This window comes from Sporosarcina sp. Marseille-Q4943 (assembly GCF_943736995.1).
Classification (GTDB): domain Bacteria; phylum Bacillota; class Bacilli; order Bacillales_A; family Planococcaceae; genus Sporosarcina.
Genome location: NZ_CALSFT010000002.1, coordinates 139,219 through 155,690, shown reverse-complemented (window position 1 = coordinate 155,690; position 16,472 = coordinate 139,219). Strand labels below are relative to the sequence as shown.

The following is a 16,472-nucleotide window of genomic DNA, read 5'->3' as shown; positions in this document are numbered from 1 at the left end:
TTGAATATATGTCAAAAAAACAACTAATTATGGAGAAAGCTTTGGAACTCTTTGCAAAGCAAGGATTTGAAGCGACGTCTGTCCAACAAATAACGGACCATTGCGGCATTTCCAAAGGAGCTTTCTATTTATCGTTCAAGTCAAAAGACGAGTTGATTGTTGCGTTGATCGACCACTTCATGAGACAGTTCACCGCAGATATTGACTACGTGGTCAACCATGAGAAAAATGACGCGGATTTATTATATAATTTTTATTACACAACGTTTCAATCGTTCAATAAACACTCTGATTTTGCCAAGATCCTAATGAAGGAACCGACACAATCGTTCAATGAGGAGCTATTCACGAAGCTCCATAATTACAACAAATCTCTTGAAAAAGTGATCTTATCAATGATTGAACGACTATATGGCGAACAAGCCAATGACTTAAAATATGATTTAGCGTTTTGCATTAAAGGTTTCATGAACACCTATTCCGAGTTGTTTTTGCTGTATAAATTACCGATTGATTTGGATTTGCTCTCCCGATCACTTGTTGAAAAGACGAATCTGCTTGCTGAAAACATGTCGATTTCCTTTATTTCCGATGATTTAATCCAGATGATTGATCGGCCTTTGCATGAAGAGTACACACTGGAACAAATTGTCGAAATCGTGGAAAAGAATATTGAGGATATGGAGGATTCAATCGAAAAAGAGTCGTTGATCCTGTTAAGGCAAGAGCTGTTAGAGCCAGCGCTGCATCCAGCGATTGTAAAGGGATTATTGGAGAATATCCGACAACATCCGCATTGCAAATGGGCCGCTTATTTATTGCGGAAGCATTTTGGAATAAATTAAGCAAAAAAACGCTTTGTCGGCTAATTAAGCTTTCAAAGCGTTCTTACTTTTATTCTTATTCTCCAATCGCCCGGTTCAATCCATGGATGACGCCTGCATGCAGTCCTTCGTGCCATATAGCAAACTGCATGACCGCATCGACCGTTCCCATCGTTAACATATCACCTATTTTGAGAGGTTCAGGCAGAGTTTGGCCTAGATTGCCTTCCAATGCTTGTACGACACGCGGCAACTGTTCCTGTAATGCTACAAGCAATTCCTCTTTTGAAGGGGCTTGACCTTCCCACTTCGCAGGGCTCGTCCCCATTCCAAAAAATGCATCCCACTCATTGTGTTGTGGCTCATAGGATGGCAGAACTCTCGTTGCAAACTGTTCCAACGAAATGTAAATATGACCGACATTCCAACGGATTGTATTATTGAACCCCGTCGGTTGCTTATCCCATGCGTCTTCCTTCGCCTGTGATAAACGCCCCATCGTATACATCCTTGCAAATTTCAACTGTTCAATTGTCGCCATTTCCAATTCCCCCTTTTCTTCATCATACTATAAAAGGGATTGGAAAAGGAAAAGCGGACATCCGCAGTACGGAGTCCACTTTATGTTAGATCTATCGGTTTGTCGTTTCTCTTTTGGCTGTTCCATTTTTCACGGGCCACGCTGTTGAATTCTCGATTCTCTTTTGACTGCAACTTCACAGGTGAATCATCATCCATCAATTGGAACTCATTGACAAGCGGCTTATTTTCACTATAAGCGGATGGATTGTCCATACCCGTTTTATCTTGTGCGTTTTTGCGGAATTCATGTGTCCAGTTCGAGTCGGCAGGGTCCGCTAAAGGCAGTTCATACGTAGGTCCTACCCCTTTTCCGGGATGCAGGATTTTCGGCTCCAAGTCCTTTTTATTCGGATATTTACCATCAACGATCGTCATATGGATTCCTCCTTGTTCTCTCATCAAACACGGAAATCCCGCGCGTGGCGAGAGATAGTTCTTATCTATACCCTACGATAATTAGCCATAAACCTCTTTTTTTAAAATAATTTGTAAAGGGAACATCATTCTATATTTATTCGTCAAAGTTACATAGAGTTTGACGGAGAAAACTGCGGGGGTATCTATATGCAAAAATGGTTTGGAGCTCTCTTTCCTATTTTGAGCATTTTACTGTTGTTATGGATTGAGCAAAGTGTAGGCGTGTCCTATGGAGTCAAAACGGTCGCGAAGGTCATACTATTTCTTGCGATCCCTTTGATGCTTTTCCGTGCGACGAAGTTTCCATACCTCCGGTTCCGGAAAGCTGATCAAAAGAGCGTTCGACTCGCCTTCATTTTAGGTATTTCGATTATGGCGCTCATCATTGGAGCCTTCCTTTTATTGCAACAGGTCATCGACATCGCTTCCTTGCGGGACGACTTGCTGCAATCCGGCATCACGCCTGCCGTCTTCCCGTTCATCGCGCTTTACATTTTGATTGGAAACTCGGTCATTGAGGAATTCTTTTTTCGTGGACTGCTGCCTAACATCTTTGACGAATCAAGAGTGCGGTTCATCTTGCCGCCATTCTTTTTCGCCGTTTACCATATCGCCATCTTCTTGCCTTGGTTTACATTGCCGATTTTATTGTTAGCTGTCGGAGGGCTTTGGGCAGGCGGGCTAATTTTTCAGCTTGTGAATGAAAAATGCCGTACCATCCTGCCATCTTGGATCATCCATATGTTTGCGGATTTAGGCATATTACTTATCGGGGTGTATATCCTTTATTTTTATTAACACGGAAATGCTCGATTTTTTTCGGATTGCCGATGACGATCAACGTATCTCCCTTCTGGAATTTCTCACTCAGATCCGGATTACTGAGCAATTCTTCATTTCGTAAAATCGCGACGAGGGTGATTTCGAAGTGTTTCTGCAAGTTCGCATCCTCGATTGTCATGCCGATAAACGGTTCCGTATCTTCCAGGGCGACTTCCCCTACCATGAACTCTTTTTCCTCCGAACGGAGCAGGTCATTTATGAAGTCGGTGCCATTCGGTTTTATGACAGACATCGCCAACTCCCTTCCTCCAATGATGGAAGGGTTAATGACACTAGTGGCACCCGCTTTTTCCAATATATCTTCCGAGTCATCCCGTTCTGCCCGAGCGGCTATGGCAATGTCCTCGTTGATGCTTTTTGCAGTCAAAGTGATGAAAACATTATCTGCGTCATTTGAAAGTGCAGTGATAAGAGCTCGCGCTTGATCTACACGGGCTTTCATCAAGACGGCTTTGTCGGTCGGATCGCCGATGATTCGGAGTGTACCGGGTTCAACGACTTCCATTAGATCGCTTTCATTGTCATGAATGAATAAGATCTGAACACCTTCCTCCTTCAGCTGCTTATATACTTGCTTCCCGACGCGTCCGAAACCGCAGACGATTATATGGTCGTTTAAATTAGATATTTGTTTTTCCATCCTTCTCACCCACACCCTATTCGATAATTGCTGTTCAATGAAATAGGAAGCCCCGATGCCGAGTGCATATGTCACGACTCCTGCTCCTAACGGTACAAGGAATAAGGCAAACCACCGGCCTTCCTCCGTCGTCGGGTAAATGTCCCCATAACCGATCGTCATGACTGAAATGACCGTCATCCACAATGCATTAAATGGGGATAAATGTTCAAAATACATAAATCCAGCCGTCGCCACGACGAGCAAAAGCGCTGTTGTTCCGATCAAGAAAATGACCCGCTTATATCGCCTATCCAAATCCATCCATCGGCTATACAAACCGGCCACCTCCACACAAAAGTTTTTCTATCTGTATTCCTTTGGTTGGTCGGTTGTAAACCTTCACTTGATGCTCACAATAAAAAATTCGCAGGCATGCCGATTTCTTGGCAATGCATGCGAATTGTTTATTTTGTCGGTACAGTCACGGTCACTTTAAATAGATCGCCATCCAAATCGATTTTCATTTTTCCACCGTGCATGTCGACGATTGATTGCGCGATGGCTAAGCCAAGTCCCGAGCCGTCGGTATGGCGCGATGTATCGGCCCGTTTAAAACGTTCGAACAATTCATCGACATTTTCACCGAGTTCATATTTTGTAATGTTTTTCACGACGAACTCCGCGGACTCCCCTACTTTACGTAGTGTTACGTACACACGAGTGCCCGGCAATGAATACTTGATCGCATTGACAATCAGGTTGTCGAGAACGCGCCACCATCTTTGACCGTCTACATAAGCGATAAGCATATCTTCCGGAAGTGTCGTCCGGAAATCGAGCCCCGATTCGGCGATTTCTTCGGCATGCTCCGCAAGTGCTTGCTGAAGCAACTGCGTCAAATCAACACGTTGCTTGTGCAGTTCCAGATTGCCGCTTGCCATTTTCGACACTTCGAATAAATCTTCGATGAGCGTCTTCAGCCTTTGAGATTTTTTATCCAATATGTCGACATATTTCGCACGTTCTTCCGGTGTAATCGTTTCATCCTTTAACAGGTCGGTGTATGTGATGATCGATGTCAACGGCGTCCGTAGGTCATGGCTAACATTCGTAATCAATTCCGTTTTCAACCGCTCGCTTTTCGCCTGCTCACTCATGGAAACCCGCACACCTTCTCGGAGATTGTTCAAGTTTTTCGCGTGCTCCGCAAGTGGTGAGCGACCTTTAATTTTAATATCTTCATTCAAACGTCCTGCAGCCATTTGTTCCGTCGCAATGATAATTCGGTTCAAGTATGCGGAACGTCGGACGAAAATATAGAGGGCGGGAAGGCCAAGGAAAAGGACGCAAAAGACGTAGATGATGAATAAAGCCCCATTCATAAGACCGACTATGAATCCGATTCCCGCTAAGAAAAATCCGATAAGCAGGATGAACGACTGAACACCGATCGACTTTTTCAGGAACATTTCACGCCACGCCTTAAAGAATCGGAGTGTGTAACTATTTTTTACGTCCTTTACAAATACCCCTTCCCGCCTCCATCGTTCCACACCATTTACAAGCTGGAATGCAATCAGGGCAGTCATGACGACGCCCCCGACAAAGAAGGACCCGAGCCAAATAATCCACCTCTCCAGTCCTTGGACCGTAAAGAAGTTCAACAGATTGTAGGATTCGCTGTTAATGTATCCAACTAAAATTAGCGCTGACATGAAAAATGCAGCCGCCTTTGCATCGATTTTCACATCGGCATACCAATCTGCAATTGCTGTCCCCGTCACCCATTCCTTCTGAAACTTCATGGCAGTCAATAAGGCGATTAGTGCTACGATGCCAAGCAACCAAAAGATGTACATGGCAAATTTCCCTTTATTGAAATCCTTGTATTGCGAATGTAAGGCACCGCCTTTTGCGACTGCCGTTTTCGGAACGATGACTACGCCTTCGAACGTTTTCACGGAATTCATGATTGTGACCTCTGTATCCGGAAACATAATATCTTTTTGAGTATAGGAAGTCTTTACCCAGCCATTTGAGTTTCCATAGTTTCCGGGCAACGAATTCGCCTTGAAATACCCTTTTGCTGCATCGAATTGCTTTTTATAAACTGCTGGCTGTGAGACATCTCCGGAAGAAACCGTCTCCCCCGTCTCAACATCGGTGAATTCATAGGCAACCGGCAATGAAAATGAATTGGCTTTGACTTCATTCACATATTGGACTAACGCCTTCTCTTTTTCTTTGCGTATTTTCGCCTCCACGTGATCGTCGCTCTCGAAGTTCTTTCGGATGTCATCAAGTTTCATATCCCGCTCTTCAGTCAACGTACTCATCAATACTTCATTACCAGCATTTTTCGCGTCCGCTATTCTCTGTTCATACTGCTCATGGATATTGGAAAGCTGGTCTGCCATCGTTCCGTACCGGGTCCGATGATCCTCAATTTCACTGTCGGATACGGTAATATTTTTCTTCGCCTCTTCCACGTCAATCGGGTTGAGCACTGTCGGTCCGAGCGTATTGTAAAACTCGTCTAACCGCCACTTCATATCATCCGAATCGGTAAAATCCTTTCCAATCAGCCCCGTTGCCTGTCTTGCGAATGATAGGCTGGCAAGAAGCACAATCGTAACAAGCGAAGCCCATAAGAATAGTAAAATTTTATTTTTCATCATGCCGCGCCTCCTCTAATAATGCGTAAAAAATAGGCGATGGCACGTGTTGATCGTTCCCATCCGCTTTCAAGCATATCGATGATGTGGGGTGAGCAAAGGACGATGCTAACTACCGCAATTCCAATAGCGATGACTGATAACATGAGTGAACCCCACTCACTTCTCGATTTTGTACCCAATGCCCCACACCACCTTTACATATCTCGGATTTTTCGGGTCCGCTTCGATCTTCTCACGAATTTTGCGGATATGGACCGCAACAATATTTTCCGCATTATACGCTTCTTCATTCCACACTCGTTCGTAAATCTCATTTATTGAAAACACACGCCCCGCGTTTTTCATGAGCAATTCCGTAATCTTATATTCAATCGGCGTCAGCTTCACCGGTTTCCCATCAACCGATAACTCTTTTGCATCTTCATCGAGCGTCAACCCGTCAATTTCAATCTTTTTCTGGCCGTCATATGTGCCAAATTGGACATACCGTCGCAGCTGCGATTTGACGCGCGCCATCAACTCAAGCGGATGGAACGGTTTCGTCACATAATCATCCGCGCCGACTGACAACCCATGAATTTTATCCGTATCCTCCGCCTTCGCGCTGAGCATGATGATCGGGATATTTTGCGCCTCCCGGATTTTGAACGTCGCCGTAATCCCATCCATATTCGGCATCATAATGTCGAGGATGAGCAGGTGGACTTCATTCGTTTGAATCAAATCAAGCGCCTCTTTCCCGTCCGCTGCTTTCAACACGCTGTATCCTTCATTTTTTAAATAAATCTCGATCCCATCGCGGATTTCTTTATCATCATCCGCCACGAGAACTGTGAACTTCGCCATCATCCGCACCTCACTTTCCTCTATGATACCAATTGTAGTGGGTAAATCTTAACATTCGATAAGGGGAATTATGAAGAAATTCTTAAGATGGGTGAATGTCGGCTTTAGATTCATGCCTAATAAATGGTTGAGCGGTGATAAAGATCCTTTAAGTTGTGATAAACTCTTGCAGGCATGAAAATTTGGCGGGTTTGAATTGATTTCACTAAGGAAAATGCCTGAATTATAGAGAGTCGGTGGTAATTCGGGGAGAGTCGGTGGTAAAGTCAGCTAAGTCGGTGATAATTAGCCGAGAGTCGGTGGTAAGCTGTTGCATTCGCAGAAAATGCTTGGACACCACCATAGAAATTACTCAAATTGCAGCAAAGCGGTGATAAACCGGTGAAAGTCGGTGATAACTGCCCGAGAGTCGGTGATAAACTCTGCTAAGTCGGTGATAACGTCGTGCACGCCGGTGGTAAACTTCTCCCCACGCAAAAAAGCCGCTCATCCTCATCCCCCGATGAGCAGCTACATTCAATTCCTACCGTGTAAATCGATAGTGCACTACCGACACAACAGCAATCACTATCCAAACGAGTACACTCGCGACTCCCAACACAATCAAACCATTCGAGAAAGAGAATGCAAAGTTTTTTGCAGTGACTGCAAGTTCATTCGTCACGACTTTCGGAACGGCGAAGTATTGGAATGGCTGGTAAGGCGCCCAAGGGGACGCAACCGATTGCTCGGACATTTTCACTCCGGCGAATAAAACAATGAGCATCAGCCCGATAGCGATCGCTGTTTTTCGCGCGACAAGCGAGAATAAAAAGAGCAATGAATAACAGAAAACAAGCACCAAGAAGAAGAGAGCTCCTGACTTCAGAAGGAATGTGTCCATATCCATAAAAGAGAAGCCGTTTGCATCACCATAAATGAGCACCGGATAATTCAACTCTCCGAATCTGTCAAACACAGTTCCAAGCAGCAAAGCTAGCCCGCTGAATAATGCGAGCAACAGAAAGGTGGCGCCCAAAACCATGATGAATTTGCTAATTATGACTTGATACCAACGGATTGGTTGTGTCCGAAGCAGATGGATCGGGCCATTCGCCCCAACCCCTTCCCTCGTCACGACATCCCCGAACAAGAAGATGAATATTCCTGCACCGAACACACTAAACAGAAGGGTCAACAGACGATTCGCAAAATGGACTCCATCTGACGAATATTTCGTGCTCAATTTTTTTATAAACTTGTCCCAACCAGCCTCGCCAAAATACTGATCATATACCGTCAGATCCGAAAACATTGTCAACGGCAAAAGAGGGCGAATCTCCCTTTCCCGCAGCAATTTCAACTGTTCATAACTCGTTTGTTCCGTGAATAATGTGCGCCACTCCCTCGACCAAAAGTCTCCATAAGCAAGCCTTGGTAGAAAGAATTGAGTCCTATGCTCGATTTCCATATCCAGCATCCGATTGTAATCTTCCGACCGATATACCTCCACTTCTTTGCTATACATCGGCAACCAGAAATCCTCCAAGTCACTTTTCCGATCTTTATATTCCCTGCTGTCCTTGTCCAACTTACCGGAAGCTACCGAAGCCGCCAATTCCTCTAACTCACTTTGAACCCTGAAAAGACTATCTTCCGATTCCGTCAGCAAATCCTCCACCCGCGTTGTATTCATGTAGACATATGCAAAATAGCCGATAATAAAAATAGTGAAAGCCAATAAGATCACTTTGAAAAACACCGACTTGAACGCCTTTATCGCCTCAAATTGAATAAGCCGTAACATTTCTTCCCCTCCAAACCTGTTCTGTCTCTGCCCCTTGCCTTCAACGTAGAACTTCCCTCAATTGACCCGACTCGTTTCAATCTTCATCCTCGCAATAAAAAACAAAACGACGGTCACAAGCAAAATGACAGGGATTCCCTGGTACCAATCGGTTCCATTCCGTACAAGCAGGCGCTCTTCCGGCAGTAAGTATTGGAATGGGTTCAGCCAGAAAAAGAATGGCCATTTAATGAAAGCGGACAATCCATAGCCCGCCACTAACGTCGCGAGCAAGGCAAAAATGGTGGATAAAGTATGTTTGAACAGCAGGCTATACACCAATAAGAGGGCGATTACCATGATTGCGGTTACGCTGATGACCGTCAATCCTTGGCCCACATACTGCACAATCGTAATAAAATCGATTTCGCCATTCCTTTCAATCATGATCGGATAATGATACTTCCCTTTAAATCCGAACAACCCGACGAGCACTGTTGCCGTTAGTAAAACAATAACTGTTAGGAAATAGACAAGAATTGAACTGAAAAACTTGCCTGTTATGATATTCCCTTTGTTCACCGGCTGCGTGTACAAGAAATTGATGGAATGGGTTTCAAACTCGCTCGTCATGATCTCCCCTATCAAAATGACGAGAATGATGATCGCCCCGAAGTTCATAAACAGATCTACGACAAGCTTCAAGAAATTCGGCAAGGCGATGCCATATGTCGCATGACGTGGTTTGACATTTTCGGAAAGATGCTTATGGTTCTTCGCAAGCATTTTATTGATTTCCCCGACAGGGAGATCGTATTCTCCCCCCTGCTCCTTGAAATGGAGCGTTTCCTCTAAAAATGCATTTTCAATCGGCAATTTGTTTTTCCATTTTTCCATGTCAATGGCCCGGATTTCGTACAATTTCGTCAGCATAGAAGAGTTGATGAGCCGCAACTTATTCGTCTCCTCGTCGTCCGGGTTATTTTCCAGCGCAGCGGTATACATCCGATTCAGACTTTGCGATTGTTGAATGAGTGCACCAATCCGTTCATTTTCCTCTTTTTCAATATACGGCTGGAACGTCACATTCCGAATGAAGAGAAGCGCGACACCCAAGAAGATGAACAAGTATACATACAGCAGTTTCTTGCTGAAGATGACCTTCCTCAGCTCAAAAGCAAACTGCATCATACTGTTGCCCTCTCTTCAAACAACTCACGATACCGCTTTTCCGCTCCGGCTTTATGATTTTCGATATGTTGGATGTCAATTCCATTCCCGTACAATAAACCGATGATTGTTTGCAACGGGACATCCGTCTCCTTGAAGCCCAATTGACCTTCCTCATTTATCGTGAAAGTCAGTCCGACTTCTTCCAAAATTTCTTTCGCCTTCGCCAGATCACTGACGGTCAGCTCGTAATGAATGACGGTGATCTCTTCCAGCGACTCCTTCAATAAAGCACCGTCCTTCATGAAGTAGATCGTATTCGTCAACCGGTCGATTTCATCAAGATTATGCGACGAGATGATAATTGTCGTCCCTTCCTTGAACAATTCCAATAAAATAGTTCGCATATTGATGGCGCTTGTCGGATCAAGGCCATTCAACGGCTCGTCCATGAGCAGCAGCTTCGGTTTGTTTAGAATGACCATTGCGAGCAATAAATGTTGTTTCATTCCGAGCGAAAAATTGCGGACACGCCTCTTTAAATAACTTGTCATCCCTACCCTTTCAGCAACTTCTTGGATGCGGGACACCGGCAGTTTTTGCACACGGCAAATGAACTTCAAATGATCGTATGCCGTCAAATTCCCGTAGAGGATCCGGTTGTCCTGCAAATAGGAAATCTCATAGAAGAGGGACGGATCCTTGTTTGATTTCCCAAGAATTTCGACTCTACCTTCATTGAACGACAATAGATTTGTCATGCAGTTCAAGAGCGTCGTCTTCCCCGAGCCATTCGGCCCGACAAGCGCTATTATTTGCGGCTCCTCAATTTTGATATCAATTCCCTTCAACACCCAATCCTTCTTATATCGTTTTTTCAAACCGTCTACTTGGACAATCATTCCCCCACACCCTTTCATTTTCGACAAACTTACACCGCTTTACAAATTCTCCCTTCTTTCTTACTACCACATAGACCGTGGAAACCCTTCATTTATTCTAATTATTCTCATTGTTTATGAATTGTATGAATGATAGACTGTGGATAGAAATGGATAACGACAACGGTAAAAACGGGTAAAGGAGAGGATTTCAATAAAGAAATGGTTGCTGGTATATGTGCTGCTAATCAGCACATTGTTGGTCGGCTGTGTCGATGATGAAAAGGATGAGGAAGAAGTAGCGGCTCCTTTATCTCAAACGACCAAGGTGGAGAATGAAGAGGAAACTGTAATCACATTGAAACCTAATATTCAAGTGACCTATGACAGAGACGGTATTCAGGCATTCTACGACAAGCACTGCTGGGAAACTGCAGAGAAAAAGTGCTCACTGGAGCCGACGCCTGCGCAGGAGATTTTAGAACATGCACGTGCCAATCAAGTGAAGCCAGGGGCTGAAATCAACTTCAGACTTTCTGCTGCTGATGAATGGGCAGATTTTCCGCAACCTGATGCATATGAAGTACTCATCCATAGAGACGGCGAAACAACAGCCGCAGATCTGGAGAACAAAGTATTAAAAGTGCCCATGGCTGAAGGAAGGTATTTCATGTCCGTCAAAGCGATATGGAGCGGCGATGTGAAGGGAGAAGCGGTTTATGCGTTTTTATTGTCGGTGAAAGAGGAATAAGCAAAATGAATAATCATCTCCCAGTTGTCCATCCTTCCCGTATACCGGGAGGTGAATTGACATGGCTAAAGAGAAGAAAATTAAAAAAGACAACACGCTGGACCGCGAGGAATTCGGTTATGGGTATGACATCAGCCCAGATGACTTGGGCGTAATAGGGAAGAATGATGACGTGAAAAATAAAAATAACAAAACAAGTGAAGACAGGAACGACCAAAAACGCCCGCCTACCAATTGGTAAACACTATTGATTTTTCTGAATCAAACGCCTATAATATTCTCAATTACATCTTACAAAAGGCAATGAGAGGGAAAATTAGAAAGAGGATGTCGCCTAGAGAGCTTCTGATGGTGGAAATGAAGCGGACAAATCTTTTGAACATGATCCTTGAGCCGCGCACTGAACGTCTTCGGGCCAGTAGGATGCGCCGAGGTTGGCGCTTGTTATCCACGTCAAAGTATAACGCTTTTTTAGCGCGTACTTTTGGAGACGTTCAGCGTGAGCTGGTCGTGAAGTAAGGTGGTACCACGGGTTATAGACCCCGTCCTTATCGATTTTTATCGATAGGGGCGGGGTTTTTTCATTTTATTTTGAGGAGGATGGAAAATGAGTGTGTTTATCGGAGGGGCTTGGCCGTATGCGAATGGGTCGCTGCATCTTGGCCATATTGCGGCGTTGCTGCCGGGTGATATTTTGGCGAGGTATTACCGGTTGAAAGGTGAAAAGGTCCTTTATGCTTCGGGAAGTGATTGCAACGGGACCCCTATTTCAATCCGGGCGAATGCCGAAGGAGTGTCTGTCAAAGAAATTGCAGACCGTTATCACACGGAATTTATCGTTTGTTTTTCAAGATTAGGATTCTCGTATGACATATACACGCGGACAGATGGGAGGTTTCATCATCAAGTTGTCCGCAATGTATTTTTAACGTTATTGGACCGCGGATTAATTTTCAAAAAGGAAGTGGAACAGACGTATTGCGAGTTTGACGCGCGTTTTCTTCCGGATCGATTCGTCGAGGGGATTTGTCCGCATTGCGGAAGCCGGGCACGAGGCGATCAATGCGACAACTGCGGTTCCATTTTAGATCCACTTGATTTGACGGAGCGCACATGCAAGCTTTGTGGGAATGAACCGACTGTACGGAAGACGGAGCATTTTTATTTCAAACTAAGTGCTTTTCAAGATGAACTTGATAAATATGTTGCGAGCGCAAAGTCTGAAAAGAGATGGCGTGACAATGCGATTCACCAATCCGAACGTTATTTACGAGAAGGACTTCGTGACCGGGCAGCTTCAAGGGATTTGGCGAACGGCGTCGGAATACCTGTCAGAGGTTATGAGGATAAGAAAGTGTATGTATGGATTGAGGCAGTTACGGGATATTATTCCGCGAGCCAGGAATGGGCCGCTTTGAACCGTGTCGATTTCGAGGAGTTTTGGAATGTAGATACGATTTCCTATTACGTGCATGGCAAAGACAACATCCCTTTCCATACGATCATTTGGCCCGCCATCCTTATGGGCATTGGAAAGGAGGACGCATTGCCGACCCGTGTCATTTCAAATGAATATTTGACGTTGGAGAAGCGGAAATTGTCGACGAGCCAAAACTGGGCGGTTTGGGTGCCGGATATTCTTGACCGTTATCATCCCGATTCGGTGCGATATTTTTTAACCGCAAATGCGCCAGAAAACCGGGATGCCGATTTCTCATGGCGCGAGTTCATTTATAGCCATAACTCGGAGCTGTTAGGCGCTTACGGGAATTTCGTAAATCGAACATTGAAATTTATCGAGAAGTCGTATGGCGGGGTTGTGCCGGATGGCGAGATTAATGGGGATATTAAAAAGACTGTTGTGGAGCTATACCGTATTGTCGGCGAGCGCATCGAGACGGGGCATTTTAAAGAAGCGATCGAAACGATATTCGATTTCATCCGCCGGGCTAATAAATACTTTGATGATGAAAAGCCTTGGATACAGATCAAGGAGAACGAGGCAGCATGCGAGCAGACAATGGCGACATGTGTCTATATCATTGCCAATCTGGCACAACTCCTCTCCCCTTTCCTGCCGTTTTCAAGCGAGGACGTGGGGAGGATGTTGGGAGTGAGGAAATTTGAATGGAGAGAAATTCAGCTTGGCGGTGGAGCTTTGGTTGATGTAAAACCATTGTTTGAACGGATTGATGTCGGGCAGATTGAGGTGGAATTGAAAAGTTTGAAGGAACGATCTGTAGGTGTGAATTAAATTTTGGCCTTCTCGGCATTTGAGAGGGCTTTTTCTTTTGAAATTAGGGGCAGATTGTTGGGAGTCGGTGATAACGGGGCGAAAGTCGGTGATAAACATGGCCAAGTCGGTGATAACCGGCTGAGAGTCGGTGATAAACCCACTCTGAGTGGTGATAATCCCCTTCTAAGCGGTGATAACAGCGGTGTAAGTGGTGATAAACATGGCCAAGTCGGTGATAAATTTTCAAGTCGGTGGTAATTGGTCGAGAATCGGTGGTAAAGTCGCTCAAGTCGGTGGTAAACTCCTCCTCCCCAAATAATTGATGCAATACCACATCTGATTTGAGACAATAGACAGATAAAGGGAAATTCCGGAAGGGGGATAACGTGTGAGAGAACGATATTTTTGGGCGGTGCTCGGACTGATTGTAATCAGCTGGATTGCAAATTCATTATACGCCTACTCAAAACAGTTGAAAGAACCTGTTTTTCTAGTTCATTATATTGAAGCGGTGATGGGCCATCAAAGCAATGTCACTTTTTATTACTTGGCAAATAAAAATGATCAATCCTACATCAATTACATAGTACTAGGGGATGTCGAAGGACTGCCGCAGCATGAATTTATCTATCCGGAGGCCAGCCCTCAAGCAGTGGACACTTCTAAACATCAAGAGCTCAGAAGTATAACAGTCGAATTAAGACAATTAAATGAGAGTGATAATGATCGTTCATTTAATGAAATGCAAGTATTCTATTCTGACGGGAAAGCATCCACCGTTTCAATCGGTGAAGTCATCATTCATCCCGCGGGATACTTTACATCGGACGATCCGATTCCACTGAAGTTAACGTCAGGCGGTGGAAGTGATGACGGTCGGAGTTCGCACTCGTTTTTGGCAACCGAACCGCTTTCCATCCAAAAAATATCTACACCATTCAGCAGCGCATTCGAGGACCAGCTCACCGTATCCATTACTGGAAACCCAAATCAAAAGGACAAAGCTTTGGATGGCATTGAGCTTCCCATCCACTTAAGTGAAGGTGAACATATAACGGTTGCAATGCAATTGAATCATACCGCCGCCTCAATCCCTTCATCTTTCCGTATCAATCTATCGGGAACGACAGCAGCAGGCACGCCTTTCACGAGCAACGGCGGCTACAATTGGCAACACCCTTATTTAAAACAGGCGGATGTGAACAGGATCATACGGGAAAAAACAGGGAGGGATTCGTATGAATAAAGCATTGCGGCAAATCTTCTGGGGGTATGTATTCATCTTTTTCCGACTCCATGTCGGCATAGATCTATTAGCGGATCCGATCGGCTATATCTTACTTTTATCCGGGTGTTCCAAGCTCATTGACGCGTATCCTGGAGCGAAAAAAGCGAGGATTGTCGCACTGGTCGGTATCTTCATTTCGATTCCTTCCGTCTTCGTGAACCTTTCGGAAACGTCCCTTTCAATCGGATGGTCGTCATACTCTATCTTGCTACTTGTCCTTAAAACAATTATGGGATATTACATGTTCGTCGTGTTGAAGGATGTAGCGGAAGCTTTTGGCGATCAAGCGTTACAAGGGCGAACGGTAAATACATTCAAATTTTACATGGCGATCCATCTATTCGCCTTAGCCCTCCTCTCCTTTTCGATGAATGTACCGGGAGACGGATGGGTCGCCCTTTCCATAATTTCATTCATCGGTGCGCTAGTCATGGATATTCTGCTTCTATTATTAATCGGAGCCATCCGGCGTATCAGCCCTGAGCAACTTCGTGTTAACACGCACATTTAAACCTTATTTTCAGCATAAAGTTAGAAGCATAGGGGGTTATCATTTGTTCAAAAACGAAGCAAACCAAGTTCGTGCTGGATGGCTGATTTTTTTGGCGTTCGTTGCGATGTTCATTGCCCAGCAAATTTTCGCCTTGCCCGGCGCAGTCTTGTTGGCATTCATTGATTTCCCGTTTCAAGATGGAAATTACGATATGGATATCATGGCCGCTTTTGACAGGCATCCATGGATTTTCCTTTTGACGCAAGGCGGCGGGACAGTTGGCGGAATGCTTGCGACGGTGTTGCTATGGCGTTTTGTGAATAAAGGGACGTTGAAAGAATTGGGATTCAGGGGTCCACTAAAAGATTTAGGTTTCGGCCTCCTGCTTGGAGCGGCGTCGATTGCAATCATTTTCTTTATTCTATTGGCTACCGGAAATATAACGTTACTTAATTCACTCACTAAACCCGAGTTTTCCGTGTTCTCATTATCATTTCTTGTCATGTTCATCTTTGTCGGCTTTTCTGAGGAGATTTTTTTCCGAGGGTATGTCATGTCGACGATGGAAAGTCGTGGAAATCCGAAGTGGCTTATTTACGTCGTATCAGCTGTCGTTTTCAGTTTGGCGCACGGCATGAATCCGAACGTCAGCGTGTTAGGACTGATCAACATTGCATTGGTCGGGATTTTATTCGCCTATATGTTTGACGCGACGAAAAGCTTATGGCTGCCGATTGGCTATCATATTACATGGAATTACTTTCAAGGGAATGTCTTCGGATTTGCGGTGAGCGGACTGACTCCGCATGGGATGTATACTGTTTCGGTGGAAGATGGCAATGCATGGCTCACAGGCGGAGCGTTCGGGTTGGAAGGCGGCTTACTAGCGACGCTGCTTATTATTCTCGGGTATTTCGCGACGAGGATGTATGTGAAGATGAAGTCGGAGTAAGACGGTTATGCGCGTTTGCAGCGATTTATGCGTAATTGGAGAAGTTTATGCGTACTTTTCTTGATTTATGAGCTGATTTAGCGTTTTATGCGCTTTTGCGGCGGTTTATGCGTAAATACGGCAA

18 protein-coding genes are annotated in these 16,472 nt (G+C 44.8%); 9 read left to right on the top strand and 9 right to left on the bottom strand.

Going from position 1 to position 16,472, the window contains the following annotated elements:
- The first annotated feature begins 8 nt into the window (after nt 1-8).
- Complete coding sequence (locus NIT04_RS00830) at nt 9-845, top strand: TetR/AcrR family transcriptional regulator (protein ID WP_252501717.1); 837 nt, start codon at nt 9-11, stop codon at nt 843-845.
- A gap of 55 nt (nt 846-900) precedes the next feature.
- On the opposite strand, the gene NIT04_RS00825 is transcribed toward NIT04_RS00830, so the two are convergent.
- Entirely contained in the window at nt 901-1,365 is a 465-nt protein-coding gene (locus tag NIT04_RS00825) for a DinB family protein (protein WP_252501716.1), read from the bottom strand.
- An 80-nt stretch (nt 1,366-1,445) separates the two neighbouring features.
- A complete protein-coding gene (locus NIT04_RS00820) occupies nt 1,446-1,781 on the bottom strand; it encodes a hypothetical protein (RefSeq protein WP_252501715.1) in 336 nt (111 codons plus the stop codon).
- A 189-nt stretch (nt 1,782-1,970) separates the two neighbouring features.
- On the opposite strand from NIT04_RS00820, the gene NIT04_RS00815 reads away from it, so the two are divergent.
- Entirely contained in the window at nt 1,971-2,621 is a 651-nt protein-coding gene (locus NIT04_RS00815; protein WP_252501714.1) for a CPBP family intramembrane glutamic endopeptidase, read from the top strand.
- Here the strand turns inward: NIT04_RS00815 and NIT04_RS00810 are convergent.
- The 7 genes from NIT04_RS00810 to NIT04_RS00780 all read right to left on the bottom strand — a co-directional run bounded on the left by NIT04_RS00810 (nt 2,590) and on the right by NIT04_RS00780 (nt 10,649).
- Nucleotides 2,590-3,624, bottom strand: a complete 1,035-nt coding sequence (locus NIT04_RS00810) for a TrkA family potassium uptake protein (RefSeq protein WP_252501713.1) — start codon at nt 3,622-3,624, stop codon at nt 2,590-2,592. The two genes, NIT04_RS00815 and NIT04_RS00810, sit on opposite strands and share 32 nt — an antisense overlap.
- A gap of 128 nt (nt 3,625-3,752) precedes the next feature.
- Nucleotides 3,753-5,966, bottom strand: a complete 2,214-nt coding sequence (locus NIT04_RS00805) for a HAMP domain-containing sensor histidine kinase (protein WP_252501712.1) — start codon at nt 5,964-5,966, stop codon at nt 3,753-3,755.
- Complete coding sequence (locus NIT04_RS00800; protein WP_252501711.1) at nt 5,963-6,145, bottom strand: hypothetical protein; 183 nt, start codon at nt 6,143-6,145, stop codon at nt 5,963-5,965. Before NIT04_RS00800 ends, NIT04_RS00805 begins: the two co-directional genes overlap by 4 nt.
- Nucleotides 6,123-6,812, bottom strand: coding sequence for a response regulator transcription factor (locus tag NIT04_RS00795; RefSeq protein ID WP_252501710.1), 690 nt, complete (start codon nt 6,810-6,812; stop codon nt 6,123-6,125). The genes NIT04_RS00800 and NIT04_RS00795 overlap by 23 nt, the downstream gene beginning before the upstream one ends.
- A 523-nt stretch (nt 6,813-7,335) precedes the next feature.
- The gene (locus NIT04_RS00790; RefSeq protein WP_252501709.1) at nt 7,336-8,598 is read right to left on the bottom strand and encodes an ABC transporter permease subunit; all 1,263 of its coding nucleotides are present in this window, start codon (nt 8,596-8,598) and stop codon (nt 7,336-7,338) included.
- A 57-nt stretch (nt 8,599-8,655) separates the two neighbouring features.
- Entirely contained in the window at nt 8,656-9,768 is a 1,113-nt protein-coding gene (locus NIT04_RS00785; RefSeq protein ID WP_252501708.1) for an ABC transporter permease, read from the bottom strand.
- The gene (locus NIT04_RS00780; protein ID WP_252501707.1) at nt 9,765-10,649 is read right to left on the bottom strand and encodes an ABC transporter ATP-binding protein; all 885 of its coding nucleotides are present in this window, start codon (nt 10,647-10,649) and stop codon (nt 9,765-9,767) included. The genes NIT04_RS00785 and NIT04_RS00780 overlap by 4 nt, the downstream gene beginning before the upstream one ends.
- A gap of 217 nt (nt 10,650-10,866) precedes the next feature.
- On the opposite strand from NIT04_RS00780, the gene NIT04_RS00775 reads away from it, so the two are divergent.
- The 7 genes from NIT04_RS00775 (at nt 10,867) to NIT04_RS00745 (ending at nt 16,348) form a co-directional block, all read left to right on the top strand.
- Nucleotides 10,867-11,379 (top strand): hypothetical protein, encoded by a 513-nt coding sequence (locus tag NIT04_RS00775; RefSeq protein WP_252501706.1) that lies wholly within the window; start codon nt 10,867-10,869, stop codon nt 11,377-11,379.
- A gap of 61 nt (nt 11,380-11,440) precedes the next feature.
- The gene (locus NIT04_RS00770; protein WP_252501705.1) at nt 11,441-11,620 is read left to right on the top strand and encodes a hypothetical protein; all 180 of its coding nucleotides are present in this window, start codon (nt 11,441-11,443) and stop codon (nt 11,618-11,620) included.
- Nucleotides 11,621-11,986: 366 nt separating this feature from the next.
- Nucleotides 11,987-13,633: a methionine--tRNA ligase gene (gene metG / locus NIT04_RS00765; protein WP_252501704.1), complete on the top strand. Its 1,647-nt coding sequence runs from the start codon at nt 11,987-11,989 to the stop codon at nt 13,631-13,633.
- 57 nt (nt 13,634-13,690) lie between these two features.
- The gene (locus NIT04_RS00760; protein ID WP_252501703.1) at nt 13,691-13,873 is read left to right on the top strand and encodes a hypothetical protein; all 183 of its coding nucleotides are present in this window, start codon (nt 13,691-13,693) and stop codon (nt 13,871-13,873) included.
- Nucleotides 13,874-14,003: 130 nt separating this feature from the next.
- The gene (locus NIT04_RS00755) at nt 14,004-14,861 is read left to right on the top strand and encodes a hypothetical protein (protein WP_252501702.1); all 858 of its coding nucleotides are present in this window, start codon (nt 14,004-14,006) and stop codon (nt 14,859-14,861) included.
- A complete protein-coding gene (locus tag NIT04_RS00750; RefSeq protein ID WP_252501701.1) occupies nt 14,854-15,414 on the top strand; it encodes a hypothetical protein in 561 nt (186 codons plus the stop codon). Before NIT04_RS00755 ends, NIT04_RS00750 begins: the two co-directional genes overlap by 8 nt.
- A gap of 43 nt (nt 15,415-15,457) precedes the next feature.
- Nucleotides 15,458-16,348: a CPBP family intramembrane glutamic endopeptidase gene (locus tag NIT04_RS00745; protein ID WP_252501700.1), complete on the top strand. Its 891-nt coding sequence runs from the start codon at nt 15,458-15,460 to the stop codon at nt 16,346-16,348.
- The last annotated feature ends 124 nt before the right edge of the window (nt 16,349-16,472 follow it).